22 protein-coding genes are annotated in these 26,088 nt (G+C 66.1%); 2 read left to right on the top strand and 20 right to left on the bottom strand.

Annotation, left to right across the window (positions count from 1 at the left end; all coding sequences use genetic code 11):
* Nucleotides 1-169 precede the first annotated feature (169 nt).
* From SB786_RS22420 to SB786_RS22410, 3 genes are all read right to left on the bottom strand, one after another.
* A complete protein-coding gene (locus SB786_RS22420) occupies nucleotides 170-2,413 on the bottom strand; it encodes an ATP-dependent DNA helicase (RefSeq protein WP_410729392.1) in 2,244 nt (747 codons plus the stop codon).
* A gap of 55 nt (nucleotides 2,414-2,468) precedes the next feature.
* On the bottom strand, nucleotides 2,469-2,684 hold the full coding sequence (locus SB786_RS22415; RefSeq protein ID WP_006755091.1) for a YdcH family protein: 216 nt from the start codon (nucleotides 2,682-2,684) through the stop codon (nucleotides 2,469-2,471).
* 77 nt (nucleotides 2,685-2,761) lie between these two features.
* The gene (locus SB786_RS22410; protein ID WP_410729391.1) at nucleotides 2,762-3,514 is read right to left on the bottom strand and encodes a hypothetical protein; all 753 of its coding nucleotides are present in this window, start codon (nucleotides 3,512-3,514) and stop codon (nucleotides 2,762-2,764) included.
* Between the two features lie 160 nt (nucleotides 3,515-3,674).
* Here SB786_RS22410 and SB786_RS22405 point away from each other — a divergent pair, with 160 nt between their 5' ends.
* Nucleotides 3,675-5,999, top strand: coding sequence for a Tex family protein (locus SB786_RS22405; protein WP_410729390.1), 2,325 nt, complete (start codon nucleotides 3,675-3,677; stop codon nucleotides 5,997-5,999).
* Between the two features lie 116 nt (nucleotides 6,000-6,115).
* Here SB786_RS22405 and SB786_RS22400 read toward each other — a convergent pair whose 3' ends face one another.
* The 17 genes from SB786_RS22400 to ndk all read right to left on the bottom strand — a co-directional run bounded on the left by SB786_RS22400 (nucleotide 6,116) and on the right by ndk (nucleotide 25,084).
* On the bottom strand, nucleotides 6,116-8,029 hold the full coding sequence (locus tag SB786_RS22400) for a potassium transporter Kup (RefSeq protein ID WP_410729389.1): 1,914 nt from the start codon (nucleotides 8,027-8,029) through the stop codon (nucleotides 6,116-6,118).
* A gap of 492 nt (nucleotides 8,030-8,521) precedes the next feature.
* Nucleotides 8,522-9,118 (bottom strand): phosphoribosyltransferase, encoded by a 597-nt coding sequence (locus tag SB786_RS22395; RefSeq protein ID WP_410729388.1) that lies wholly within the window; start codon nucleotides 9,116-9,118, stop codon nucleotides 8,522-8,524.
* A gap of 8 nt (nucleotides 9,119-9,126) precedes the next feature.
* Nucleotides 9,127-10,473, bottom strand: a complete 1,347-nt coding sequence (locus SB786_RS22390) for an adenylosuccinate synthase (protein WP_006760651.1) — start codon at nucleotides 10,471-10,473, stop codon at nucleotides 9,127-9,129.
* Nucleotides 10,474-10,586: 113 nt separating this feature from the next.
* Nucleotides 10,587-11,735 (bottom strand): ATP phosphoribosyltransferase regulatory subunit, encoded by a 1,149-nt coding sequence (locus tag SB786_RS22385; RefSeq protein WP_006755321.1) that lies wholly within the window; start codon nucleotides 11,733-11,735, stop codon nucleotides 10,587-10,589.
* 112 nt (nucleotides 11,736-11,847) lie between these two features.
* The gene (locus tag SB786_RS22380) at nucleotides 11,848-12,039 is read right to left on the bottom strand and encodes a DUF2065 domain-containing protein (protein WP_006755322.1); all 192 of its coding nucleotides are present in this window, start codon (nucleotides 12,037-12,039) and stop codon (nucleotides 11,848-11,850) included.
* A 36-nt stretch (nucleotides 12,040-12,075) separates the two neighbouring features.
* Entirely contained in the window at nucleotides 12,076-12,975 is a 900-nt protein-coding gene (hflC, locus tag SB786_RS22375; protein WP_410729387.1) for a protease modulator HflC, read from the bottom strand.
* Nucleotides 12,976-12,989: 14 nt separating this feature from the next.
* The gene (gene hflK / locus SB786_RS22370) at nucleotides 12,990-14,345 is read right to left on the bottom strand and encodes an FtsH protease activity modulator HflK (RefSeq protein WP_410729386.1); all 1,356 of its coding nucleotides are present in this window, start codon (nucleotides 14,343-14,345) and stop codon (nucleotides 12,990-12,992) included.
* Nucleotides 14,346-14,392: 47 nt separating this feature from the next.
* Nucleotides 14,393-15,568: a GTPase HflX gene (gene hflX / locus SB786_RS22365; protein ID WP_174959440.1), complete on the bottom strand. Its 1,176-nt coding sequence runs from the start codon at nucleotides 15,566-15,568 to the stop codon at nucleotides 14,393-14,395.
* Between the two features lie 72 nt (nucleotides 15,569-15,640).
* On the bottom strand, nucleotides 15,641-15,883 hold the full coding sequence (gene hfq / locus SB786_RS22360; protein WP_006754897.1) for an RNA chaperone Hfq: 243 nt from the start codon (nucleotides 15,881-15,883) through the stop codon (nucleotides 15,641-15,643).
* A 153-nt stretch (nucleotides 15,884-16,036) separates the two neighbouring features.
* Nucleotides 16,037-17,374, bottom strand: coding sequence for a ribosome biogenesis GTPase Der (gene der, locus SB786_RS22355; RefSeq protein ID WP_006754898.1), 1,338 nt, complete (start codon nucleotides 17,372-17,374; stop codon nucleotides 16,037-16,039).
* 247 nt (nucleotides 17,375-17,621) lie between these two features.
* Entirely contained in the window at nucleotides 17,622-18,767 is a 1,146-nt protein-coding gene (gene bamB, locus SB786_RS22350; protein WP_410729385.1) for an outer membrane protein assembly factor BamB, read from the bottom strand.
* 40 nt (nucleotides 18,768-18,807) lie between these two features.
* Entirely contained in the window at nucleotides 18,808-19,437 is a 630-nt protein-coding gene (locus SB786_RS22345; protein WP_410729384.1) for a tetratricopeptide repeat protein, read from the bottom strand.
* A 56-nt stretch (nucleotides 19,438-19,493) separates the two neighbouring features.
* A complete protein-coding gene (hisS, locus tag SB786_RS22340) occupies nucleotides 19,494-20,834 on the bottom strand; it encodes a histidine--tRNA ligase (protein WP_006754903.1) in 1,341 nt (446 codons plus the stop codon).
* A 16-nt stretch (nucleotides 20,835-20,850) separates the two neighbouring features.
* Entirely contained in the window at nucleotides 20,851-22,155 is a 1,305-nt protein-coding gene (gene ispG, locus SB786_RS22335) for a flavodoxin-dependent (E)-4-hydroxy-3-methylbut-2-enyl-diphosphate synthase (protein ID WP_410729383.1), read from the bottom strand.
* A gap of 106 nt (nucleotides 22,156-22,261) precedes the next feature.
* Nucleotides 22,262-23,287 (bottom strand): helix-turn-helix domain-containing protein, encoded by a 1,026-nt coding sequence (locus SB786_RS22330; protein WP_410729382.1) that lies wholly within the window; start codon nucleotides 23,285-23,287, stop codon nucleotides 22,262-22,264.
* A 176-nt stretch (nucleotides 23,288-23,463) separates the two neighbouring features.
* Entirely contained in the window at nucleotides 23,464-24,603 is a 1,140-nt protein-coding gene (gene rlmN, locus SB786_RS22325) for a 23S rRNA (adenine(2503)-C(2))-methyltransferase RlmN (RefSeq protein ID WP_410729380.1), read from the bottom strand.
* A 55-nt stretch (nucleotides 24,604-24,658) separates the two neighbouring features.
* The gene (ndk, locus tag SB786_RS22320; RefSeq protein ID WP_006478674.1) at nucleotides 24,659-25,084 is read right to left on the bottom strand and encodes a nucleoside-diphosphate kinase; all 426 of its coding nucleotides are present in this window, start codon (nucleotides 25,082-25,084) and stop codon (nucleotides 24,659-24,661) included.
* 249 nt (nucleotides 25,085-25,333) lie between these two features.
* Here ndk and SB786_RS22315 point away from each other — a divergent pair, with 249 nt between their 5' ends.
* On the top strand, nucleotides 25,334-26,032 hold the full coding sequence (locus tag SB786_RS22315) for a Bax inhibitor-1/YccA family protein (RefSeq protein ID WP_006761414.1): 699 nt from the start codon (nucleotides 25,334-25,336) through the stop codon (nucleotides 26,030-26,032).
* Nucleotides 26,033-26,088: the final 56 nt, after the last annotated feature.

Genomic DNA, 26,088 nt, shown 5'->3' with positions numbered 1-26,088 from the left:
TCAGATAGGTGAGGTGGCTGGAAAGCATCGCGCCAGAAGTTAACACCTCTGCGCAGCGTTTACAACCACTCCTTCCCAAAACAAAAATGCCGTTCAGTTGCTTAACTGAACGGCATTAGCCATCGAGCCGGGTTTTTTATTGGCGCCGCCCGTCGCGGGCGGCGGTGCGTCACGCGCGCTTTTTCGCGCGATGTTCGTCGAAGAAGTCCTGCACGACCGCGATCTCGCGAGTGCGCTTGAACGGCGGCAGGCTCTGCCAGATCCGGCGACCGTACGGTTTGTCGACCAGCCGCGTGTCGCAGATCATCAGCACGCCGCGATCCGTCTCCGCGCGAATCAGGCGGCCCGCGCCCTGCTTCAGCGTGATCACGGCCTGCGGCAGCTGGTGAACCGCGAACGGGCTCAAGCCCTTCTTGGTCAGCGCATCGAGTCGCGCGGCCAGCACCGGATCGTCGGGCGGCGCGAACGGCAGCTTGTCGATCACGACGAGCGACAGCGCGTCGCCACGCACGTCCACGCCTTCCCAGAAGCTCTGGCTGCCGACGAGGATTGCATTGCCGTAGGATCGGAAGCGGTCGAGCAGTTCGGTGCGGCTGGCATCGCCCTGCACCAGCAGCGGCGTGTTCCAGCCGCGCGACTCGATCACGTCGCGCAGCTTCGACGCGATCCGGTCAACCGCACGCAGCGTCGTGCACAGCATGAAGACGCCGCCGCCCGACGCCTCGATTGCCGGCAGCGCGGCATCGAATACGGCGTCGGTAAACGCCGGCGACGACGGCTGCGGCAGGTTGCGCGGCACGTACAGCAGGCCCTGCGTCTGATAGTCGAACGGGCTCGCGAGCGTCATCGAGCGCCGCGAGCTGAGGCCCATCTGGGCCGCGTAGTGCGTGAAGTCGCCGCGTACCGACAGCGTCGCCGACGTGAAGACCCACGCGCGCGGCACGCCGGCGCGCTGCTTCGCGAAGATCGGCGCGACCGACAACGGCGTTTCGTGCAACTGGACGGTATGCGCGAACACTTCGACCCAGCGCACCTTCTCGTTCGGGTCGTCCGCTGCCGCCTTGTCGCCGGCAGCCGCGGCATCGGCCTGCGCGGCCACTTGCGCCGCCCCGGGCGCGACCCAGCCCGCGAGCAGGTCCTGCAGCTCGCGCGCGCGCCGCAGGCACGCGCCGAGCGATTCCGCCCGCTCGGCCTGACTCGCGAGCGCCGATGCGAGCGCATCGAGCGCCGCCTCGAGCGCGTCGAGCGCGCCGAACATCGGGTGATCGTCGCCCAGTTGCGCGAGCGACATGCGCACGATCTGGTCATTCGCGAACGCAAGGCGCAGGTCGCGCGCCGCGCGTTCCAGATCGCCGCCGAGCTTCACCCACTCGACCGCATCGCGCGCATGGCTCAGCCCTTCGGCGACCGTGTCGCGTGCGAGTTCGAGGATCTGCGTGGTCGATAGCGTCTCGCCGAAAAACAGCGTCGCCGTCTCCGGCAGTTGATGCGCTTCGTCGAAGATCACCGTGTTCGCGTTCGGCAGCAGCTCGGCCATCCCGGTGTCGCGCAGCATGATGTCCGCGAAGAACAGATGATGGTTGACGACGACGACGTCGGCCTGCTGCGCCTCGCGCCGCGCCTGCATCACGAAGCACTCCTTGTAATGCGGGCACTCCTGGCCGAGGCAGTTGTCGCGCGTCGACGTGACCATCGACCACACCGGCGCCGTCTCCGGCACGCTCGCGAGCTCGGCCTTGTCGCCGCTTTTCGTGATCTTCGCAAACCGGACGATTTCCTGCAGGTATGCGGTGTCCTGTCTCGACGGCAGGCGGCCGTTGTCGGCCGTGCGCTGCAGATAGTAATGGCACAGGTAGTTCGAGCGGCCCTTGAGCATCGCGACCGTCACCGGCACCGCGAGCGCGTTGCGCACGGTCGGGATGTCGCGCTGGAACAGCTGGTCCTGCAGGTGCTTCGTGCCGGTCGACACGATCACCTTGCCGCCCCACAGCATCGCGGGCACCAGGTACGCATAGGTCTTGCCGGTACCGGTGCCGGCCTCGACGATCAGCGTGTTGTCGCCGGCGTCGCTGTCGGTGTCGGCCGCCGCACCGTCCGCGGCGGACTCGGCCGCCTTGTCGCCTTCGCCGAGGCGGCGCGCCGGCCGCTTGCGGGTTTCGAAGATTTCCGGTTCGGGCAGCCGGCGCGCGGACGCCTCCATCGCGGACGCGACCGCGCGCGCCATCTCGATCTGCGACAGACGCGGATGATAGCCGTCGAGCGCGCGCGCAAGCAGTCCGCCTTCACCGAAGATCGTGTCGAGTTCGTCGACGCGCTTGCGGCTCAGCTCGAACGTGCCTTCGGGCGCACGGACGCGCCCGGCAGACGACGCGTCATGCCGGGCATCGGGGTTGGCTTCAAGCGGTGAATTCAAGGCAAGCGTTCCTGTGTCCAGCGCCCAGGCGGCGCCGGCGCTTGCCAGGCCGCGCTCAGGCGCGCTTATCCGGTTCCAGCTGCGATTGCAGCAAAATGATTTTGTCCTTGGCCGCCAGCTTTTCCTTCTTCAGCCGGTGCAGCGTAATGTCGTCGATGTCGGAGTGTCCTTCCTTCAGCTCGATCTCTCGAGCGAGCTGCTGGTGCTGCTCCTGCAATGCTGCCAAACGGTTGTGCAATTCCTGCTGCTGTTCCGTGGGACGGTTTTGCATATGCGCCTCCTCATCGAAGCAGCGCGCCGACTGGCGTGCCGGCACGCACGAGACTGAGTCCGGATCAATCCGATACGTTACTGCCCCTGCTGTTGCTGCTGCTTGGCCTTTTGGGCCGCTTCCTGCTGACGCCGCTCGACATCGGCCTTGTGCTGGGCGGCTTCCTTCTGCTTCTGCTCGTAGCGCATGGCGTTGTCCGCCCGTTCCTGCGCCTTCTGCGCAGCCTGCTGGTGCGCCTGGTCGAGCTTGCGCTGGAAGTCGGCCTGCTTCTGGTCGTAGGCCTGCTTGCTCGCGGCGTGCTGCGGCCCTTCCGCGCCGCGCTGCGCCTGCTTCAGTGCATTCTGCTCCTGCTTGTCGCGGAACGCAGCCGCGTTGGCCGCGTCGTTCGCCGCGCGCTGCGGCGCTTCCGCCGCATTCTGCGCCTGCTTCAGCGCCTGCTGCTGGTCGCGCTGCTGCGCCCGCACCGCACGCTGTTCGTCGTCGAGCGCGAGCTGCTCCTGACGGATGCTCGCCCGCTCCTCGCGCATCCGGTCGCGCGCATTGCCGAGACAGCGATTGACGAAGAACTTGCTGTAGCAATCGTGCTCCGCCACCGCATAACGATAATCGTTTTCCGCGGAACGTTGATTGAGCACTTTTTGACGGGCGTCAAAATCCTGCGTGGCGGAGGCTGCGACGGGCACGGCGGCAACGGCGTCAGGCGCGCTTGCGCCCGATGCCTGTGCGTACGCGACGGTAGACCCGGCGGACAAAGCCGCGGCAAGCGCTGCGCCGAGCGCGACGAGAGAAATGCGGGAAGTTGGCAACGTCGTAGGAAAGCTGCGGGACATGTGTCAAATTCTATCACCCCCGGCTGGACGCTCCGCCATTTATGGCAAAATGCCCCGCTTCACCCACCCGCGGCATCTGGTCCGGCGGGCCCGTCTCGCAGCCCGCCGCGCGCGGTCTGCCGGCCCGCGCCGCGATTTCAGCAGGCACATCATCCACGACATGACGGAAACCGTAGCACTCAAGATCGTACAGCGCATCGCCACCGAACTGTCCGTCCAGCCGCGCCAGGTCGCGGCGGCAGTGCAACTCCTCGACGAAGGCTCGACCGTTCCGTTCATTGCCCGATACCGCAAGGAAGTGACCGGCAACCTGGACGACACGCAGCTGCGCCAGCTCGAGGAGCGCCTCCTGTATCTGCGCGAGCTCGAGGATCGCCGCGCGACGATCCTGTCGAGCATCGACGAACAGGGCAAGCTGACCGACGAACTGCGCGCCGCGATCGACGCGGCCGACAGCAAGCAGGTGCTCGAAGACCTTTATCTGCCGTACAAGCCGAAGCGCCGCACGCGCGCGCAGATCGCCCGCGAAGCCGGCCTCGAGCCGCTCGCGCAGGCGCTGCTCGCGAATCCGCTGCTCGACCCGCAAACGGAAGCCGCCGCGTACGTCGATGCCGACAAGGGTGTCGCCGACGTCAAGGCCGCGCTCGACGGCGCGCGCGACATCCTGTCCGAACAGTTCGGCGAAACGGCCGAACTGCTCGGCAAGCTGCGCGACTACCTGCACGGCCAGGGTGTCGTGTCGTCGGCCGTGGTCGAAGGCAAGGAAAACGAGGAAGGCGAGAAGTTCCGCGACTACTACGACTACGCGGAGACGATCCGGACCGTGCCGTCGCACCGCGCGCTCGCGCTGTTCCGCGGCCGCAACGCCGGTGTGCTGACCGTCAAGCTGGGCCTCGGCGAGGAACTCGACGCGCAGGTTCCGCATCCCGGCGAAGCGATGATCGCGCGCCATTTCGGGATCGCGAACCAGAGCCGTCCCGCCGACAAGTGGCTGTCCGACGTGTGCCGCTGGTGCTGGCGCGTGAAGGTGCAGCCGCACATCGAGAACGAACTGCTCACGCAACTGCGTGAAACGGCCGAAGCCGAGGCGATCCGCGTGTTCGCGCGCAACCTGAAGGATCTGCTGCTGGCCGCGCCGGCCGGCCCGAAGGCCGTGATCGGTCTCGACCCCGGCCTGCGCACGGGCGTGAAGGTCGCCGTGGTCGACCGCACCGGCAAGCTGCTCGCGACCGACACGATCTACCCGCACGAGCCGCGCCGCGACTGGGACGGCTCGCTCGCGAAGCTCGCGCGCATCGCCGCGCAGACGCAGGCCGAGCTGATCAGCATCGGCAACGGCACCGCGTCCCGTGAAACCGACAAGCTCGCGAGCGAGCTGATCACGAAGCACCCCGAACTGCGGCTGCAGAAGATCGTCGTGTCGGAAGCCGGCGCGTCGGTCTACTCGGCGTCCGAGCTGGCCGCGAAGGAATTCCCGGAACTCGACGTGTCGCTGCGCGGCGCCGTGTCGATCGCGCGCCGCCTGCAGGATCCGCTCGCCGAGCTCGTGAAGATCGAGCCGAAGGCGATCGGCGTCGGCCAGTACCAGCACGACGTGAACCAGCGCGAACTCGCCCGCTCGCTCGACGCGGTAGTCGAGGATTGCGTGAACGCGGTCGGCGTCGACGCGAATACCGCGTCGGTCGCACTGCTTGCACGCGTATCGGGCCTGAACGCCACGCTCGCGCGCAACATCGTCGACTATCGCGACGCGAACGGGCCGTTCCCGTCGCGTGACCATCTGCGCAAGGTGCCGCGTCTCGGCGACAAGACCTTCGAACAGGCGGCCGGCTTCCTGCGCATCAACGGCGGCGAGAATCCGCTCGATCGCTCGTCGGTCCACCCGGAGGCTTATCCGGTCGTCGAACGGATCCTCGCGAAGATCAACAAGCGCATCGACGACGTGCTCGGCAGCCGCGACGCGCTGTCCGGACTGTCGCCGACGGAATTTGTTGACGAACGTTTCGGCTTGCCGACCGTGCGCGACATTCTGTCCGAACTCGAAAAACCGGGTCGCGACCCGCGGCCCGAATTCAAGACCGCCACGTTCCGCGACGGCGTCGAGAAAGTGTCCGATCTGATGCCCGGCATGCTCCTTGAAGGGGTCGTGACGAACGTCGCGGCATTCGGGGCGTTCGTGGATGTGGGCGTGCACCAGGACGGCCTCGTCCACGTGTCCGCGATGTCGACGAAGTTCATCAAGGACCCGCACGAAGTCGTGAAGGCCGGCGAGGTCGTCAAGGTCAAGGTGCTCGACGTCGACGTGAAGCGTCAGCGCATTGCGCTGACGATGCGCCTCGACGACGAAGCGGCCGCGCCCGGCATGGCGCCGCGCGGCAGTCAGGATCGCGGCAATGGCGGCCGCGGCGCGGCCCGCCCGCAGCGGTCGCGCGAGCCGGAACCGGCCGGCGCGATGGCCGCGGCGTTCGCGAAGCTGAAGCGCTGAACGCGCGACGGTCGTCGACGGTCAAAAAAGCCCGCCGGCAGTTCACCGGCGGGCTTTTTCATGGCGTCGGCAAGCGCATTGCCAGATTGGGCCGCATCAGCGGCCCGCGTGCGTGATCAGATCTCGATCTTGGTGCCGAGCTCGACGACGCGGTTCGCCGGGATCGAGAAGAAGTCGGTCGGCTTCGCCGCGTTCTGATGCATCCATGCGAACACGCGCTCGCGCCAGATCGACATGCCGGGCAGATGCGTCGGCACGACCGTCTCGCGCGCGAGGAAGAACGACGTGTCCATCAGTTCGAACGTCATGTCGTGCGAGCGGCCGAATTCCTCGAGCACGGCCTTCACGTCCGGCGTCTCGTTGAAGCCGTACTGGGCCTTGACGATGTACAGGCCGCCACCCGCATCGCGCGAACTCAGGCGCGTGTCGCCGCGCACGTACGGAATGTCGCGCGTGACGAACGTCAGGAAAATGGTCCGCTCGTGGAGCACCTTGTTGTGCTTCAGGTTGTGCAGCAGGCTGACGGGCACGAGCTTGTCGTTGCCGGTCAGGTAGATCGCGGTGCCCGACACGCGGTGCGGCGGATGCGCGAGCAGCCCCTGCAGGAACGGCTCGAGCGGGATACCGTCCGCGGCCGTGCGCTCCTTCACGATGTGGCGGCCCTTGTACCAGGTCATCAGCAGGAAGAACAGCAGCGCGCCGATGCCGAGCGGCAGCCAGCCGCCCTGTGCGACCTTGAGCAGGTTCGCGCCGAAGAAGCCGAGGTCGATCGCGAGGAACACCGCGATGATCGCGCCGACGAGCAGCCGGTTCCAGTTCCATACCTTCACCATCACGACGCACGCCAGCACGGTGGTGATGACCATCGTCGCCGTCACCGCGATACCGTACGCCGCCGCCAGGTTGTCGGAGCTCTTGAAGCCGATCACGATGCAGAGAATCACGAACAGCAGCATCCAGTTCACGACCGGCACGTAGATCTGGCCGATCGCCAGCTCGGACGTATGCAGCACCTTCATGCGCGGCACGTAGCCGAGCTGGATTGCCTGCGACGTCAGCGAATATGCGCCCGAAATCACGGCCTGCGACGCGATCACGGTCGCGACCGTCGACAGCACGACGAGCGGCAGCAACGCCCATTCGGGCGCGAGCAGGAAGAACGGATTTTCGATCGCTTTCGGGTTCTGGATCAGCAGCGCGCCCTGGCCGAAGTAGTTCAGCACGAGCGACGGCATCACGAGCCCGTACGCGGCGAGGCGGATCGGCTTCGCACCAAAGTGCCCCATGTCAGCGTAGAGCGCTTCCGCACCGGTCAGCACCAGCACGACCGAACCCAGCACGACGTAGGCCTGCAGCAGATGGTCCGCCATGAACGAAGCCGCGTAGTACGGATTGACCGCCGCCATGATGCCCGGCACGCGCACGATGTGGTACACGCCGAGTGCCGCGATCACGATGAACCACACGACCATGATCGGGCCGAACAGCTTGCCGACCAGCGCGGTGCCGTGGCGCTGGATCCAGAACAGCGCGATCAGGATCACGATCGTGATCGGCAGCACGAGGTGGGACAAATGCGGCGTCGCGATTTCGAGACCTTCGACCGCCGACATCACCGAGATCGCCGGCGTGATCACCGCGTCCCCATAGAACATGCACGCGCCGAATATCCCGAGCGCCATCAGCGCGCCCGCGACGCGGGTCTTCGAATCGAGCGGCCGCAGCGACAAGGCCATCAGCGCGAGCACGCCGCCCTCGCCGTTGTTGTCGGCCCGCATCACGAACAGCAGATACTTGATACCGACCACGAGGATGATCGCCCAGAACAGCAGCGAGATCACCCCCAGGATCGAGCTTTCGGTCAGCGGGATGCCGTGTGCGGGGCTGAACGCCTCCTTCAGCGAATACAGCGGGCTCGTGCCGATGTCGCCGAACACGACGCCGATGGCCGCTATCGCAAGCGCCCGCATCGAGTGTTGGTGCGTCGAATGCGCATGGGCTGCGTCGGTCGCCTGGATCGTGTCGTTCATATGAAGCGTAATAATCGGGTCCGGTTCGGACAAAACGAGCGCTATTCTACTCGCGCCCCCCTGAAACACCGCCCTGGCGTGTTGCCCTGACACCACGTGATCCATGCCGCGCATGCAATCCTGCGCAAGCTGTGGCAGGGCTGCCATCATAGCCGGGGCCGCGCCGTCTGCCTACCGCGAACGCCCGATCGCCGCGTCCACCGACCTCGCGCCCCAATCGGGATAGGGGCGGTCAGTAACCTGACCGGTCCCCTCCCACACCACCCGGCATGCGGGTCCGCACCGGGCGGTTCTTGTTTCATCGGCTCGCGATTTACGCTCCGCGCTTCCTCCCCACAATCGGTCGCCCTCATGCAGTTGCGCTTCGCTTCATTTGCCGTGATCAGCTTATGGCGGGACTTGCACCCGCAGGAGTGCGCCCATGCTGGGCGCACATGAAAAACGGCGCCGCAAGCGGCGCCGTACAAGGCTGTCCTTCGATCGGCCGGGTGCTTACGCGCCCGAACCGTCGCGCTGCGCGCGACCACGCTTGATCCACGCCTCGAGGTTGTGCGGACGAACGGTGTCCCACTCTTCGAACGGCTGATGAATCCACGGGTTCGTCGGCAGATACTGCGTGTGATAGTCGGGCTTCACCTTCGAGCAACCCTTGTACCAGAGCACGGCCGAACGCACGGCCGTGACGGACGGATAGCGCTCCTTAAGATGCTCCTGCACGCGCGCGAGCGTGACGCCCGAATCGACGAGGTCGTCGACCAGCAGCACGTTGCCCGCGAGCTGGCCGCGCGTCATCGTGATGTACTGCGCGATGTCGAGCTCACCCTGCTCGGTGCCGGCCGCTTCGCGGTACGAACTCGTCGCGAGGATCGCGAGCGGGACGTCATAGATGCGCGAGAGCTGATCGCCGACACGCAGACCGCCGCGCGCGAGGCACAGGATCTGGTCGAACTTCCACCCCGATGCATGCACCTGGAGCGCGAGCAGCTCGATCAGACGATGGTATTCGTCCCAGCCTACCCACAGGTTCTTGTCGTCGTTGCGCGGATCGGTCATCAAGTCTGCCGCCGTCATCGTGATTTGCTGCGTCATGCTGACAATTACACCTTGAACGGATGGCGGAGCAGGATCGTTTCGTCGCGATCCGGGCCGGTCGAAACCATGTCGACCGGCACGCCGGCCACTTCCTGGACACGGGTCAGATAGGCCTGCGCATTCGCCGGCAGCGCGTCCCACGTCTTGATGCCGACGGTGCTTTCCTTCCAGCCGGCGAAGGTTTCGTACACGGGCTCGCAACGCGCGACATCGGCCGCACCGCGCGGCAGGATGTCCACGTCCTTGCCGTCGATCTTGTAGCCCACGCACAGCTTGACTTCATCGAGGCCGTCGAGCACATCGAGCTTCGTCATGCAGAGGCCCGACACGCCGTTGATCTGGATCGAGCGGCGCAGTGCGGCTGCGTCGAGCCAGCCCGTGCGGCGCGGACGGCCGGTGACCGAGCCGAATTCCTTGCCGACGTTCGCCAGCGTGACGCCGACCTGATCCTGACGCTGCGGGTTGTCCGCATCGTACAGCTCGCTCGGGAACGGGCCCGCGCCGACGCGCGTGCAATACGCCTTCGTGATGCCGAGGATGTAGTTCAGCTGCTGCGGACCGACGCCGGCGCCGGCCGATGCCGCACCCGCGACGCAGTTGCTCGACGTGACGAACGGGTAAGTGCCGTGGTCGATGTCGAGCAGCGTGCCTTGCGCGCCTTCGAACAGCAGGTTCTGACCGGCGTTGTTCGCGTCGTACAGGCGGCGCGACACGTCGGCCACCATCGGCTTCAGCCGATCGGCATAGCCGAGCATCGTGTCGAGCGTGGCCTGGAAATCGACGGCTGCGCCACCCAGGTACTGGGTCAGCACGAAGTTGTGGAAATCGAGGTTTTCGCGCAGGCGGTCGGCGAAGGTCTTCGCGTCGAACAGGTCCTGCACGCGCAGCGCGCGGCGGCCGACCTTGTCTTCGTACGCGGGGCCGATGCCGCGGCCGGTCGTACCGATCTTGCCCGCGCCCTTGCGCGCTTCGCGCGCCTGGTCGATCGCGATGTGGTACGGCAGGATCAGCGTCGTGGCTTCGGAAATGAACAGGCGATCGCGAACGTTCACGCCGGCTTCTTCCAGCTCGCCGATTTCCTTGAACAGTGCCTCGGGGGACAGCACGACGCCGTTGCCGATGTAGCAGGCGACGCCTTCACGCATGATGCCCGACGGAATGAGGCGCAAGATGGTTTTCTTGCCGCCGATGATGAGGGTGTGGCCGGCGTTGTGACCGCCCTGGAAACGCACGACGCCCTGAGCGTGGTCCGTCAGCCAGTCGACGATCTTGCCCTTGCCTTCATCACCCCATTGCGTTCCCACGACGACGACATTGCGCCCGGGAGTCACGTTCACTGCGCTGGCAGACATGTTGATTCGTTAGCTGGTTAAAAACGTATTCTACCTAGGTTCGCGGGCGATTCCGAATTTTTCCGTTTCGCTTCAACGATATGCACGCCGAACGACGGCCCGCGAACACCTCTTTAACGGGGTTCGACCACCCACGCGCCGTTGCGCTCGACGAGCGATCGGTCGCACGCGAATTCGTCGAGCACGTGGTCGTGCCCGGGCAATGCCTGGATCACCACCTCGCCCGCATCGCGCAGCGCCGCGACGGCCGCGCCGAGTGCATCGTCCTGCGCCCACGGCGCGAGAATCGCGGTGCCGCGCGCCTCGATCGGCGAAATCCGCGCGAGCTCGCGCAGGTCGAGCGAGAAGCCCGTCGCCGGGCGGGCGCGACCGTAAGCCTGCCCCACGTGGTCATAACGGCCGCCGCGCGCGATCGCGTTCGGCACGCCGTCGATGTACGCCGTAAACATCGCGCCGCTGTGGTACGCGTAGCCGCGCAGGTCGGCCAGATCGATCGCCACCTCGACGCCCTTCGCCTGGGCCGCGAGTTGCGCGAGATCGTCGAGCGCGCGCGTGATCTCGGGCAGCACCGGCAGCCGCGCGCGCGCCTCGTCGAGCACGCTCGCGTCGCCGTACAGATGCGGCAGCGCACGCAGCGCCGCGCGCGTGTCGGCGCCGAGATCGTCGGTGAGTTCGTTCAGCAGCGGCACGTCCTTGCCCGACAGCGCGTCGTACAGCGACTCGCCGCGCTCGGCGGCCTGCGCGTCGCGCGCGAGCAGCGCCGCGAGCACGCCTGCATGACACAGGTCCAGACGGATTCGCGACAGCCCCGCGAGGTGCAGCGCGTCGAGCATCAGCTGCTGGATCTCGAGATCGGCTTCCAGCCCGGCATGCCCGTAGATTTCGGCGCCGATCTGAATCTGCTCGCGCGTCGCGTGCAGGCCGCGCGGACGCGTATGCATCACATGCCCCGCATAGCACAGGCGCGTGACGCCCTGGCGGTTCAGCAGGTGCGCGTCGATGCGCGCGACCTGCGGCGTGATGTCCGCGCGCAGGCCGAGCGTGCGGCCCGACAGCTGATCGACCAGCTTGAAGGTGCGCAGGCGCAGGTCGGCGCCGCCGCTCGTCAGCAGCGACTCGAGGTATTCGAGCAGCGGCGGCATCACCATTTCGTAGCCGTACGAACGGAAGCGGTCGAGCAGCCTGCGGCGCAGCTCCTCGATCTTGCGCGCTTCCGACGGCAGTACGTCGGCGATATTCTCGGGAAGTAACCAGGTCGACATCGGTACGGTCCTACGACGGGAAACAGGGCGCGACGCGCGCGCCACGAGATGAATCGGAAATCGGAATCGTGCGGAACGGACGGCGGATTGGCCGTCTCGTTCAGGTCTCCGTTCAGGTGGCGAGCAGCAGCAGGATGAGCCCCAGCGCCATCACGATGAGCCCGCCGATCCGGATATGATGCGGCGGCCGCTCCGCTATTCTACGAAACGTGTCGCGCCAGGCGACGGGAAACACGAAGGGAAACGCCCCCTCGATGATCAGCATCAGTGCTACCGCGAGCAACAACGAACCAGCCAGATCCATGCGAGCGACGGCGCCGCTCGACGCGGCGCCCCAAGGTCAGTGTTTGCGGGGAGCAGGTGCCGCCGGTGCGGCACCGCCCGTCGGGCTGCGCATGAAACGGAAAAACTCGCTGTCGGGATCGACCACGATGATGTCGTTGCGCTTGAAGGTATTCCGGTAAGCCTGCAGGCTCGCGTAGAACTGGTAGAACTGCGGATCCTGGCCGAACGCGTCGGCGGCGATCGACGCGGCTTTCGCATCGCCCTCGCCCTTGATCGTCTGCGCGGACTTGTACGCATTCGCGAGCACCGCCTGCTGTTCGCGTTCCGCATCGGCCTTGATCTGTTCGACATCGGCAGCGCCATCCGCGCGCACCTGTGCGGCCTGGGCGCGCAGCGCGGCAATCATCCGCTGATAGACGGCGTCAGCCTGCGCGGCCGGCAAGTCGACGCGCGTCAACTGGACATCGACCACGTCGACGCCGAAGCCGGATGCCTTCGCGCGCACCGCATCGCGAGCCGCATTGGCGATGTCGCGCTGTCCGCCGAGCGCGTCGTCGAGCTCGCGCTTGCCGAACGCGTCACCGAGCGCGCTCTTCAGCGCGCCGGCCAGACGCTCGGTGGCGGCGGCAGAGTCGCCGCCCGTCGCCGTGAAGTACTTCATCGGGTCGCTGATCCGGTACTTGACCGCATACGTGACGAGCAGATCGTGCTTGTCTTCGGTCGCGAGTTGCAGCGGATCCGACGATTCGAGCGATTGCAGGCGCGTGTCGATCAGCGTCGCCGTCTGCAGTGGCGGCGGCAGCTTGAAATGGATGCCGGGGCCCGCGAGTTCGGGCTGCGTGCCGTCGCGGCCCGACAGCACGGCCGTATGGCGCGGATCGACGGTCAGGACGGTCGAGGACGCCGCGAAGGCGACAATCACGATTGCGACGACGAGCGCAATGATTCGGTTCATGTTCTGCGCTCCCGTTACTTCGTATCGTCTTCGCGCGAGCGGCTGCGGAACGCGTCGCGCGACCGCAGCACGTCGCTGCCCGGTGCGGGCGCCGCCGCGGCCGAAGCCGCGCTCGCGGGCACGCTCGCCGCCGCGGCGGCCGGCGCCGACGCCGCGTCGGGCGCGGATGCGCCGGCGGGCGCCGCGGCATTCGGGGCGCTCGTGGCGTTTTGCCGCCCCTGCTCGACGAGCTTGTCGAGCGGCAGGTACACGACGTTGCTGCCCTTGTTGCCGACGAACACCTTCGTCGCGTTCGAATAGATTGCCTGCATCGTCTCGAGGTACATCCGCTCGCGAATCACCGCGGGCGCCTTCGAATACTGCGCATAGACCTGCTTGAAGCGGTCGGCGTCGCCTTCGGCCTCCGTGACCACGCGATCGGCGTACGCCTTCGCTTCGTCGACGAGTTTCGCGGCATCGCCCTGCGCCTTGGGCAGCAGGTCGTTCGCATAGGCCTGCGCGGTACGCTTGGCGGCCTCGCGGTCGTCGCGCGCCTTCGCGACCTCGGCGTACGCGGCTTGCGTCTGCTCCGGCGCCGCGACGCTCTGCATCGTGACGGCCGTGACCTCGAGCCCCGACTGGTAGCGATCGAGATCGCGCTGGATCGCGGCGGACAGCTGCTCGCGCAGCGCGTCGCGGTCCTGGTTCAGCATGTCGGCCGCGCTGCGCGTGCCGACGATCGCGCGCACCGCGGCCTGGGCGGCCTGCGACACGCCGCGCTCGGGGTCGACGCTGCGGAACAGGTAATCGGTTGCCGAACGGATCCGGTACTGGACGACGAAACGCACATCAACGATGTCGGCGTCGCGCGTCAGCATCGCGGCTTCCTTCACGTTCGCGAGACGCACGACGTTGTTGCGGCCGATCTCGATCGAGCGGACCTGCGACGTGTCGACGATCTCGTGCGACGCGAACGGATACGGCGCGCGCCAGTGCACGCCCTGGCCGACCGTGCCGGACAGCTTGCCGAACTGCAGCACGACGCCCGTCTGGCCGTCCTGCACGACGAACAGCCCGCTGCCCGCGTAGACCGCGACCAGCACGCCGATCACGATGCCGACGCCGACGCGCGCGGCCCGGCCGTTGTCGGGCCGGAAGCCGTTGCCGCCCTTGCCGCCGAACAGGCCGCTCAGACGCCGGTTGAAGTTGCGCCACATCTCGTCGAGATCGGGCGGACCGTCACCGTCGCCACCGGGCGGACGCTTCGATTCGTTCGCACGCGGACGGGATGCGTCGTTGCCCTTGCCTTCACCGCGTCCCCAGCGGGGATCGTTGTTCGACAGCAAGGCGCGCATCCGCCGCCAGGTACTCCGCTCGTTGTATTCGTTCACCAGAGTTTGTTCACCAGATGGGACGCCTGCGAACCGGCCGGGGCCGGTTAGCGCCCGTGTTCGGAAATCGTGTGGTCTTCGTGTGGTTCAGCGGGAGCGCCGTCGAGCGCGCCGTTGGGTAACGTCGCACTGGAAAGGTGTTCCGCGGAGGCGATTTCGGCGATAGCGGCGCGCAACGTGTCGAGACCCTGACCGGTGCGCGCGCTCAAAAAGACGCGCGAAATATTACCATACTCGTCGCGCTCGACCGCGTCGCCGCGGGCCGCCAGCTCCGGCACGGCGTCGATCTTGTTGAACACCAGCACCTGCCGGATCGTGTCCGCGCCGATTTCGTGCAACACGCCGTTCACCTGCTCGATCTGCTCGAGCCGCACCGCGCTCGACGCATCGACCACGTGCAGCAGCAAATCCGCATGGATCGTTTCCTCGAGGGTCGCGCGGAACGCGGCAACCAGTTGGTGAGGCAGTTCGCGGATGAACCCGACCGTATCGGACACGACGATCTGGCCGACCTCGTCGCCCAGGTACACGCGCCGCGACGTCGTATCGAGCGTGGCGAACAGCTGGTCGGCCGCATAGGCCTGCGCCTTCGTCAGCGCATTGAACAGCGTCGACTTGCCCGCGTTCGTATAGCCGACGAGCGACACCGACATCGTGCCGCTGCGCGCGCGCTGGCGACGCTGCGTGCTGTGTTGCCGGCGCAGCCGGTCGAGCCGCGACTTCAGCATCTTGATGCGCTCGCCGATCAGCCGGCGGTCGGTTTCGAGCTGGGTTTCACCGGGGCCGCGCAGGCCGATACCGCCCTTTTGCCGCTCCAGGTGAGTCCACGCGCGAATCAGGCGGGTCGACAGGTATTGCAGCTGCGCAAGCTCGACCTGCAGCTTGCCTTCGTGGCTGCGGGCGCGCTGCGCAAAGATATCGAGGATGAGACTCGTGCGATCGACCACCCGCCTGTTAAGCGCCTGCTCCAGGTTGCGTTGCTGAGCCGGTGCCAGTGCGTGGTTGAAGATGACGATTTCGACGTTGTGTGCGTCGCAGGCAAGCCGGAGTTCTTCGGCTTTGCCGCTGCCGATGAACATCTTGGCATCGGGACTGGCGCGACGACCCGTGAGGGTGACGGCGGGACGGGCCCCCGCACTGGAGGCGAGAAGACTGAGTTCTTCGAGACTGGCTTCGAAATCGGTCTTGCCGAAGTCGATGCCGACGAGCGCTGCGTTGATCAAATTATCGGGTGTCAAGATGAGGCGGCTGGCATCGGTCGCTCGCGGCGACCGGATGCCGGCCGCTGCGATAGGTTAGGACGTGGTCGCTTCCGCGTCCGGGTGGAAATTCACCGGGCGCGCCGGCACGACCGTCGAGATGGCGTGCTTGTAGACCATCTGGGTCACCGTATTACGGAGCAACACGACGTACTGGTCGAACGATTCGATGTTCCCTTGGAGCTTGATGCCGTTGACGAGATAGATCGAAACGGGAACGTGCTCTTTGCGCAGTGCGTTCAAAAACGGGTCTTGTAACAATTGCCCTTTGTTGCTCATGGCGTACTCCATCTTTTTTTGCAGGTTGATCTGAATTGGCACCGAAGAAAAAGAGATCCGGCGCCAATCGCTACACTATAGCTGATTTTGCCTGCCCCGCCCGGCAGCAGGCCATGCGGCCTATGCCTTGCGGGACGTGCGTGGCAGGCATGTTCAGCCCTTGTCCGCGTACGGATTGTTCGACGAACGGAACTCTATGCGCAATGGAGTCCCGGTCAGGGAGAAAGTTTCGCGGAATCGGTTTTCGAGGTAGCGCTTGTACGTTTCGGTCACCGCGTCGAGCGCGTTGCCGTGGATCACGATCAGCGGCGGATTCTGCCCGCCCTGGTGCGCGTAGCGCAGCTTCGGACGCACCGGACCGCGGCGGCGCGGCTGCTGGAACTCGACGGCCTCGATCAGCGCGCGCGTGAGCTTCGGCGTCGGCAGTTTCGCCATGGCCGCCGCGTACGCGTCGTCGACCGAGCGCATCAGCGCGCCGATGCCCGTCTTCTTCGCGGCCGAAATGTAGTGCGATTTCGCGAAGTCGAGGAATTTCAGCTTGCGGGTCAAATCGGCTTTCGCACGATCGCGCGCGTGGTCGTCGAGACCGTCCCACTTGTTGACGCCGATCACGAGCGCGCGGCCCTGTTCGACGACGAAGCCGGCGATGTGCGCGTCCTGGTCGGAAATGTCCTGCTGCGCATCCAGCAGAAGAATGACGACGTTCGCGTCGGAAATCGATTGCAGCGTCTTCACGACCGAGAATTTCTCGATCGCCTCGAACACCTTGCCGCGGCGCCGCAAGCCCGCCGTGTCGATCAGCGTGTATTTCTTGCCGTTACGCTCGAAGTCGACGTAGATCGAATCGCGCGTCGTGCCCGGCATGTCGAACGCGATCACGCGGTCCTCGCCGATCAGCGCGTTCACGAGCGTCGACTTGCCGACGTTCGGGCGGCCCACGATCGCGATCTTGATGCCGCGCGACGGATCGTCTTCGTCCGCTTCCTCGGGCTGGCCCGCATACGCGACTTCCAGCGCCTCGTTGATCATGTCGGTCACACCGTCGCCGTGCGCGGCCGAGATCGCGCGCGGATCGCCGAGACCGAGCTCGTAGAAGTCCGTCGCGACCGCCGTGTACTTCATCCCCTCGGCCTTGTTGACGACCAGGAAGATCGGCCGGCCGGTCTTGCGCAGGTAGTCGGCGATCGACTTGTCCTGCGGCGCGAGCCCGTTACGGCCGTCGACGATGAACACAACGACGTCGGCTTCCTCGACGGCCTGCCGCGTCTGGCGCGCCATCTGGTGCAGGATGCCGTCCTTCGCGACGGGCTCGAAGCCGCCGGTATCGACGACCAGGTACGGCCGTTCGCCGACCCGCCCTTCGCCGTAATGGCGATCGCGCGTGAGGCCGGGCAAGTCGGCGACCAGCGCATCACGCGAGCGCGTGAGCCGGTTGAACAGCGTGGATTTCCCCACATTGGGGCGCCCAACAAGGGCAATGACCGGTTTCATCTGTGTTTTCTACGGTGATGCGCAGCAGCGGGAGGCCCGCTGCTGCGGGCGGCTGCGCTGAATGAAAATATCACGAATTCGCGCCGCGCCGGATGCGCGCGCCGGGCGCGCGTTGCACGCCGTGGTCTTTCGTTTCGAACTGCCTTTCAAATACCGAGCGGCCGGGGACACCGGCCGCCTTCGTGTCGCGCGACCGCGGCGCGCGGGACCAGCCCGCCGCGCCGCGATTGCGCCTGTTGCGTGCGCGTCAGCGCGGACGGAACCCGTACAGGCCGCCGTCCTTCGTCTGCACGACGAGCGTATTGCCCGCCAGCACCGGCGCCGCGGTAATCGCGCTGCCGTCCGTCTTCATCCGGGCGATGAAGCTGCCGTCCTCGCGCGACAGGAAGTGCACGAAACCCTTGTAGTCGCCCATCACGACCGCATGGCCAAGCAGGTAAGGCACGCCGACGTCGCGGCTCTTCAGCTTGTCGTTGCGCCAGAGCTGGTTGCCGCTCGCCACGTCGTAGGCCGTCACGACCGACCAGTCGTCGCCGCCGGCGACGACCGAATCGTCCTGCGCGAGGCCGCTGCGGCTCGAGAACGACTTTTCCCACAGCGGGCGGCCCGAGTTCGCGTCGAAGCAGCCGATCTGCCCCTGGAACGTGACCGCGCACGCTTCGGCACCCACGAGCGTCGGCGGACCGCTGACGTCGTTGATGCGCTCCACTTCGGTCACACCCTTCGGGAACGACACGGGCGTCTGCCAGAACGGCTCGCCCGTCTGCAGGTTGATCGCAACGAGACCGCCGCCGGGGAAGCCCGCCAGCACGGCCGCATCGCCCGCGAACGTCATGCCGGCCGACACGCGCAGGTTCAGCGGCACCGCGCGGTTGCGGTAGTTCCACTTCTGCTCGCCCGTCTGCGCGTTGAACGCGATCACCTGGCCGTCGATCGTGCGCACGATCACGAGGCCGTTGCCGACCAGCGGCGGCGAGAAGATCTCGCCCTGCACGCTCGTCTTCCACAGCAGCTTGCCGTCGGGGCCGAGGACGAACACGCCGCCCTTGAGCGCGCCGACCGCGGTCAGGTTGCCGTCGCTGCCGACACCGGCCGACAGGTCCGAACCGACCTTCGCGCGCCACAGCGTCTGGCCCGTCTTCGCGTCGATCTTCTCGACCGAACCGTTCTCACCCGCGGCATAGACGGCGTCGCCCACGGCCACCGGCGTGAACAGGTAGCGCCCGCCCTTGCCGACGCTCGCCTTCCAGACCTGTTGCACGTCCATGACGGGCTTGAACTCGGTGAGCGGCGTCGGCACGCGGCGCGCGTCCTTCGACGACGAGCAGGCCGCCAATGCCAGGACAGCCGCCGCGCAGGCAACGGGCACAGCGTAACGTTTCAGCAAATTCATCGGTTAGCGAAGCAGAGTTAAGAGGTTGAGGGGGCTGGAATCAGCCGCCGAGCGCGTCGAGCTTGAACTGCACGAGCTGGCGCGCGGACTGGTCGTCCTGCGACAGGCCGTCGAGCGCGAGCTTGTACGCAGCGCGCGCGCCGTCGGTCTTGCCTTGCGCGGCCAGCAGATCGCCGCGGCGATCCGCCACGACGCCCTTGAATGCATCGACCGGCGTGCCGGACAGCAGCGCGAGGCCCGCATCGTACGCCTTCTCGTCGAGCAGCAGCGACGCGAGACGCAGCTTCGCGATCTGCTTGTACTCGTCATCCCTGGCGTGATCGACAGCCCATTGCAGCTGGGCCTTCGCGCCGGCGGCGTCGCCTGCCGCGTAGAGCGTCTTCGCGGCCGACAGGGCCGTCATCTGCGCATACGGCGTGCGGGCGAACTTGTCTTCCATGTCGGCGGCCGCGCGGGCCATCGTCGCCTTGTCGTTCGCGGCGGCGGCCTTCTGGACCTGCTCGTACAACCCGGAAGCCTCGGCGGCCTGACGGCGCTGCCAGTAATTCCAGCCGTTGAAACCGGCCGCGACGACCAGCGCCGCGAGCACGATCCACGTGGTGAGGTTGCCCCAGCGGGCCCACCACGCCTTGAGACTTTCAATCGATTCTTGTTCGTCGTGATAACTCATCGGCGAGCGATTCCTTCCTGTTCAGGCTTTTTCTAGTCGAGCGAATGCCAGCGCGATCAGTCGTCGCCGTCTTCGGCGGATGCAACCATCGCATTGATTAGGAATTCGGTCAAGCTTTCGACCGGTACGGTCTGCTGAACGTTCTTTTCCCCTTCCTCGCCTGCACCACGCAGCGCTTTCACGCCCACCGTGCCGTTCGCGACCTCTTCTTCGCCGAAGATCACCGCGAACGCGGCGCCGCTTGCGTCGGCCCGCTTCATCTGCGACTTGAAGCTTGCCGGCGCGCCGTCGGCGCTGCAGTGGAAAATCACGTCGAGGCCCGTATCGCGCAGGCGCTCGGCCGCGATGAACGCCTGTTCGCGCGCCGTCTCGCCCTGGTGCACCACGTACACGTCGACACCTTCCTGCTCGGGCGCGAGATCCTCTTCCTTCAGCAGTTCGAGAATGCGCTCGATGCCCATCGCCCAGCCGCATGCGGCGGTCGGCTTGCCGCCGAGCTGCTCGATCAGCGGATCGTAGCGGCCGCCGGCCGCGACCGTGCCCTGCGCGCCGAGCTTGTCGGTCACCCACTCGAACACGGTCAGGTTGTAGTAGTCGAGGCCGCGCACGAGACGCGGGTTGATCTTGAACGGAATGTTGTTCGCGAGCAGCAGGCGCTGCAGCCCTTCGAAGTGCGCACGCGATTCGTCGCCGAGGAAGTCGATCAGCTTCGGCGCGTTCTGTGCGATTTCCTGCAGCGCGGGATTCTTCGTGTCGAGCACGCGCAGCGGGTTCGTATACAGGCGGCGCTTCGCGTCCTCGTCCAGTACGTCGGCGAACTGCTCGAGGTACTTGATCAGTTCGACGCGGTGCGCGGCCCGCTCTTCCGCGAGGCCCAGCGAGTTGATCTCGAGCTTGATGCCGGTCAGCCCGAGGTCGTCCCACAGGCGCTGGCACATCATGATGATCTCGGCGTCCGCATCCGGGCCCGCGAAGCCGAGCGCCTCGACGCCGACCTGGTGGAACTGGCGATAGCGGCCGCGCTGCGGACGCTCGTGACGGAACATCGGGCCGATGTACCACAGGCGCTTCGGGCCGTCGTACAGCATGTTGTGCTCGATCGACGCGCGCACGACGGCCGCGGTGTTCTCCGGGCGCATCGTCAGGTTCTCGCCGTTCAGCGCGTCGGTGAAGCTGTACATTTCCTTCTCGACGATGTCCGTGACTTCGCCGATGCCGCGCGTGAAGAGCTGCGTGTGTTCGACGATCGGCGTACGGATGTTCTGGTAGCCGTACGCGCGCAGCAACGATTTCACGGTGGCTTCGAAGAACTCCCACAGGCCGGCATCCTGCGGAAGGATGTCGTTCATGCCTTTGACGCCGGTGAGCTTCTCGATCTTGCGTTTCTGTTCAGTCATCGTGTGTGTGGACGAATTAATTCAGGGCCTCGGTGCGGCCGTAGTTGCGTGCGACGTAGTCGCTGACGATCTGCTGGAATTCCTCGGCGATCCGCTCGCCGCGCAGCGTCTTGACCTTCTCGCCGTCGATGAAGACGGGCGCGGCCGGATTCTCGCCCGAACCCGGCAGGCTGATGCCGATGTTCGCGTGCTTCGATTCGCCCGGGCCGTTGACGATGCAGCCCATCACCGCGACGTTCATCTTCTCGACACCCGGATATTCCTTGCGCCATACGGGCATCTGCGCGCGCAGGTACGTCTGGATCTGCATCGCGAGCTCCTGGAACAGCGTGCTCGTCGTGCGGCCGCAGCCCGGACACGCGATCACCATCGGCGCAAACGAGCGCAGGCCCATCGTCTGCAGGATTTCCTGGCCGACGATCACCTCGCCCGTGCGGGGCGCGCCCGGCTCCGGCGTCAGCGAGATGCGGATCGTGTCGCCGATCCCTTCCTGCAGCAGCACGCCGAGCGCGGCCGTCGACGCGACGATGCCCTTCGAGCCCATGCCGGCCTCGGTCAGACCGAGGTGCAGCGCGAAGCCGCAGCGGCGGCCGAGTTCGCGGTATACGGCGATCAGGTCCTGCACACCGCTGACCTTGCACGACAGCACGATGCGATCACGCCCGAGACCCAGTTCGACCGCACGCTCGGCCGAGCCGATCGCCGACTGGATCAGCGCCTCGTACATCACGCTTTGCGCGTCCCACGGCTGCGAACGCGCGCCGTTCTCGTCCATCATGCGCGCGAGCAGGTCCTGGTCGAGGCTGCCCCAGTTCACGCCGATCCGCACCGCCTTGTCGTACTTGGCCGCGGCTTCGATCATCAGCGCGAACTGCGTGTCGCGCTTCGCACCCTGGCCGACGTTGCCGGGATTGATCCGGTACTTCGACAGCGCCTCCGCGCAGCCCGGGTAGTCGCGCAGCAGCAGGTGGCCGTTGTAGTGGAAATCGCCGACCAGCGGCACGGTCACGCCCATCCGGTCGAGCTGCTCGCGAATCGCCGGCACGGCGGCCGCGGCCTCCGGCGTGTTGACGGTGATGCGGACCAGTTCGGAGCCCGCGTTCGCGAGTTCCTTGATCTGGATCGCCGTGCCGATCGCATCGGCCGTGTCGGTATTCGTCATCGACTGGACGCGCACCGGCGCATCGCCGCCGATCGTCACGAGCTGCCCGCCCCAACGAACATCCACCGCATGCGACACGCGACGCGGCTGATGCCCGCCGAACACCGGCTCGGTTGAACAAATCTGACTGCTGCGTGGGGATTGAGCTTCGGATTGCATCGATAGATCCATTTACGCGGAATGCGCCGCGAAGCGGCGCATGAATTGAAAAAGCGCCGTGCCCTCGCGGCCTGTCCCGGACAGGCCCTCGCCACGGCGCTTGACGTCAGGGCAACGTGAACCGCGCCACGTTACCCCGCGCTGCCGAATATTTTGCCGGATCGACGGGTTTTCCGTCGAACGCGACCGCGTCCATGCCTGCCTTGTTGCCGATCGTGACCTTGAACGGCCCGTCGCCGGCGACCTGCTTCGTCTCGCCGGCCCGCACCAGCGCCGAGAACAGCTCCTTGCCGTTCTTGTCGCGCACGCTGAACCAGCAATCCTGCTTGACCTTCAGTTCGACCATCGACTGGCCTGCCGCCACCACGACGCTCGCGGGCTGGGCCGGCACGGCCGCGCCGCTCGCCGCGGCCGTCACGACGGGTTGCGACGCAGGCGCCGCGACCGCGGGGGCCGGAGCCGGAGCCGGCGCCGGCGCAGCCGATGCAACGACCTGCGGCGCCACGGCGGATGCCGCGACCTGCGCCGGGGCATCGTTGCCGGCTGCCGCCGACGCGCCGCCGCCCGCGGCCGTTTCTTCGACCGAAGACGCCACCGGCGCGCTGGCCGCCGACGCAGGGCCGGTGTCACCGCCCTTGAAACGCGCGAGCCAGCTCGACGAATCGCCGCCAGTGTGCCACATGAGCACCGCGACTACCGCGACGACGACGATCGCCGTCCCCCACAGCCACGGATGGTGGCGCGACGAACCGCCGAGCGGAATCGACACGCGGCCGCGCGGCAGATCTTTCCCCGACGACGCGGGCATCGACAGATCGACTTCCGGCACGCCGCGCTCGCGGCGCAACGCCTGCGCAAACGGCTCCGGATCGACGCCGAGCATCTTCGCGTAGCTGCGCACGACGCCGAGCGCGAACGTCACGCCGGGCAAATGACTGATGTCGCCTGCCTCGAGCGCACGCAGCTTCTGCGGGGCGACCTTGAGCCGCGCCGACACGTCATCGACCGTCCAGCCCTTTGCTTCCCGGAACTGCGCCAGCCGGCTGCCGACGGCCGCCAGCGTTTCCAACCCCGCCGGTGCCGGCTTCGCGGCATCCGTCTCTGCGCCGTTTGTCGGCTGCGGCTCACTCATCCTTGTCCTCGCGTCGATTCTTCTTCACTGGCGAGCGCCGCCGGCTTGCGCCGGCCGGCACCCGCAACTGTCCATATCATGCGCGGCGCCAGGGCGCCGCGACCGATCGCTATTCGCGTGTTGTACCGCCAAGAGGCTCGGGCATCCGGGCCAGGCCGCCCCGACCTGGCACCCCGTCAAATTGCCCGAACTTCGATGATTTTTGCTGCTGCGCCCGTTCGCTCCGCCAGGCGCGTGCGGTCCTTCACGGCGCCGGCCAGCTGGCCGCACGCGGCGTCGATGTCGTCGCCGCGCGTCTTGCGCACGGTCGTGACGACACCCGCGTCGATGAGGACCTGTGCAAAGCGCTTGATCTGCTCCGGCTTCGAGCGGATGAGCCCCGATTCCGGAAACGGATTGAACGGGATCAGATTGAACTTGCATGGAACGTCACGCGTGACGGCCAGCAGTTCGCGCGCATGCGCTTCGGTGTCGTTGACGCCGTCGAGCATGCAGTATTCGAAAGTAATGAAGTCGCGCGGCGCGACTTTCAGATAGCGCTGGCACGCGGCCATGAGCTCGCGAAGCGGATGCTTCTTGTTGAGCGGCACCAGCTCGTCGCGCAGCGCATCGTTCGGCGCGTGCAGCGAAACGGCGAGCGCGACCGGCAATTCGGTGCCGAGGCGGTCCATCATCGGCACCACGCCAGACGTCGACAGCGTGACGCGGCGGCGCGACAGGCCGTACGCGTTGTCGTCGAGCATCAGTCGCATCGCGGGCACGACCGCACTGTAGTTCAGCAGCGGCTCGCCCATGCCCATCATCACCACATTGGTGACGACCCGTTCGGCCTTGCCGTTCGGGCCAGGCGCGCGACCCAGTGACGCACGCAGTGCAAATTCGGCCATCCGGAGCTGACCGATGATTTCGGCTGTCGACAGGTTGCGGGAGAAGCCCTGCTTGCCCGTCGAGCAGAAGCGGCAGTTGACCGCGCACCCGGCCTGCGACGACACGCACAGCGTGCCGCGCGTCTCTTCCGGGATGAACACGGTCTCGACCGCATTGCCGTTTCCGACGTCGATCAGCCACTTGCGCGTGCCGTCGGTGGAAACGTGATCGCTGGCGATCTCGGGCATCACGATCGACGCACGGCCCTTGAGCTTTTCTCTCAGGGACTTCGCGAGATCGGTCATGCCGTCGAAATCGCCGGCGTTGTACTGGTGGATCCAGCGCTGCAACTGCTTGGCGCGGAACGGCTTCTCGCCAAGGCTGCCGCAGTACGCGACAAGACCCTCGGCATCGAAGTCGAGAAGATTGACGGAAGTTTCGCTCGTCATGATGTGCTGCCTTGCCGCTTGCGCTGAATCCTGCCTACTTGTTGCCAGCCAGGGCTTAGCGCGAGTAGACGTTCATTTCCGGGAAGAAGAACGCGATTTCGACCGCGGCCGTTTCGGCAGCGTCCGAGCCGTGCACGGCGTTCGCGTCGATGCTGTCGGCGAAGTCGGCGCGGATCGTGCCCTTTTCCGCCTTCTTCGGATCCGTTGCGCCCATCAGGTCGCGGTTCTTCAGGATTGCGCCTTCACCTTCCAGAACCTGGATCATCACCGGGCCCGAGATCATGAAATCGACGAGGTCCTTGAAGAACGGACGTGCTGCGTGAACCGCATAGAACTTCTCTGCGTCGGCACGCGACAGGTGAGCCATGCGCGATGCGACGATCTTCAGGCCGGCGCCTTCGAAACGGCTGTAGATCTGACCGATCACGTTCTTTGCCACCGCATCCGGCTTGATGATCGACAGGGTGCGCTCGATTGCCATAAAAACTCCAAAAAATTAAGAAGTTACAGGTTCAAATGAATCCGCTATTGTAGCACGATCCCGTGTATCATTGCGATTGAACCCTTACACGAATGAAAGGTTTCGAATCCATATGTTTTTTGCGCCGCACGCATTGAAACCTGGCGGCGCGGAACGTATCTTAGCCATAGCTGCCCCGGTTTGCTGCGCCGCACCTCGCGCGCGCCGAACCGGCCCCGGACGCCCACGCGTTCAATGTTAGGAGAAACCATGAACGACTATCCGTACAATTTCGGCCGCGGCGGTTCCGTCAGCACCGCCGAAGTTCGCAACCGCGTGCTGCGGAACACGTACTGGCTGCTCGCGCTGTCGATGGTGCCGACCGTGCTGGGCGCCTGGGTCGGCGTCGCGACGGGCTTCTCGCTGTTCGCGGCCACGAGCCCGATGATGAGCCTGCTCGCGTTCTTCGCGATCGCGTTCGGCTTCATGTTCGCGATCGAGCGGACGAAAAACAGCGCGGCCGGCGTGTTCGTGCTGCTCGGCTTCACGTTCTTCATGGGCCTGATGCTGTCGCGGCTGCTGAGCTTCATCCTCGGCTTCTCGAACGGCCCGTCGCTGATCATGCTCGCGTTCGGCGGCACCGGCATCATCTTCGCCGCGATGGCGACGATCGCCACCGTCAGCAAGCGCGATTTCTCGGGGCTCGGCAAGTGGCTGTTCATGGGCGTGATCGTGATCCTGCTGGCCTCGGTCGCGAATATCTTCCTGCAACTGCCGGCGCTGATGCTCACCGTGTCGGTGCTCGCGATCGCGATCTTCTCGGCCTACATGCTGTTCGACGTCCAGCGCGTCGTGAACGGCGGCGAGACGAACTACATCTCGGCCACGCTTGCGATCTACCTCGACCTGTACAACGTGTTCACGAACCTGCTCGCGCTGCTCGGCATCTTCGGTGGCAACCGCAACTGACGTTCGCCGCACCCGATGAAAAACCGGCCCGCGGGCCGGTTTTTTTACGTCCGACG

Source organism: Burkholderia sp. SIMBA_062 (assembly GCF_046534765.1).
Taxonomy (GTDB): domain Bacteria; phylum Pseudomonadota; class Gammaproteobacteria; order Burkholderiales; family Burkholderiaceae; genus Burkholderia; species Burkholderia ambifaria.
Note: the sequence above shows the minus strand (reverse complement) of the source record. Positions and strands in the feature narration are given on the sequence as shown.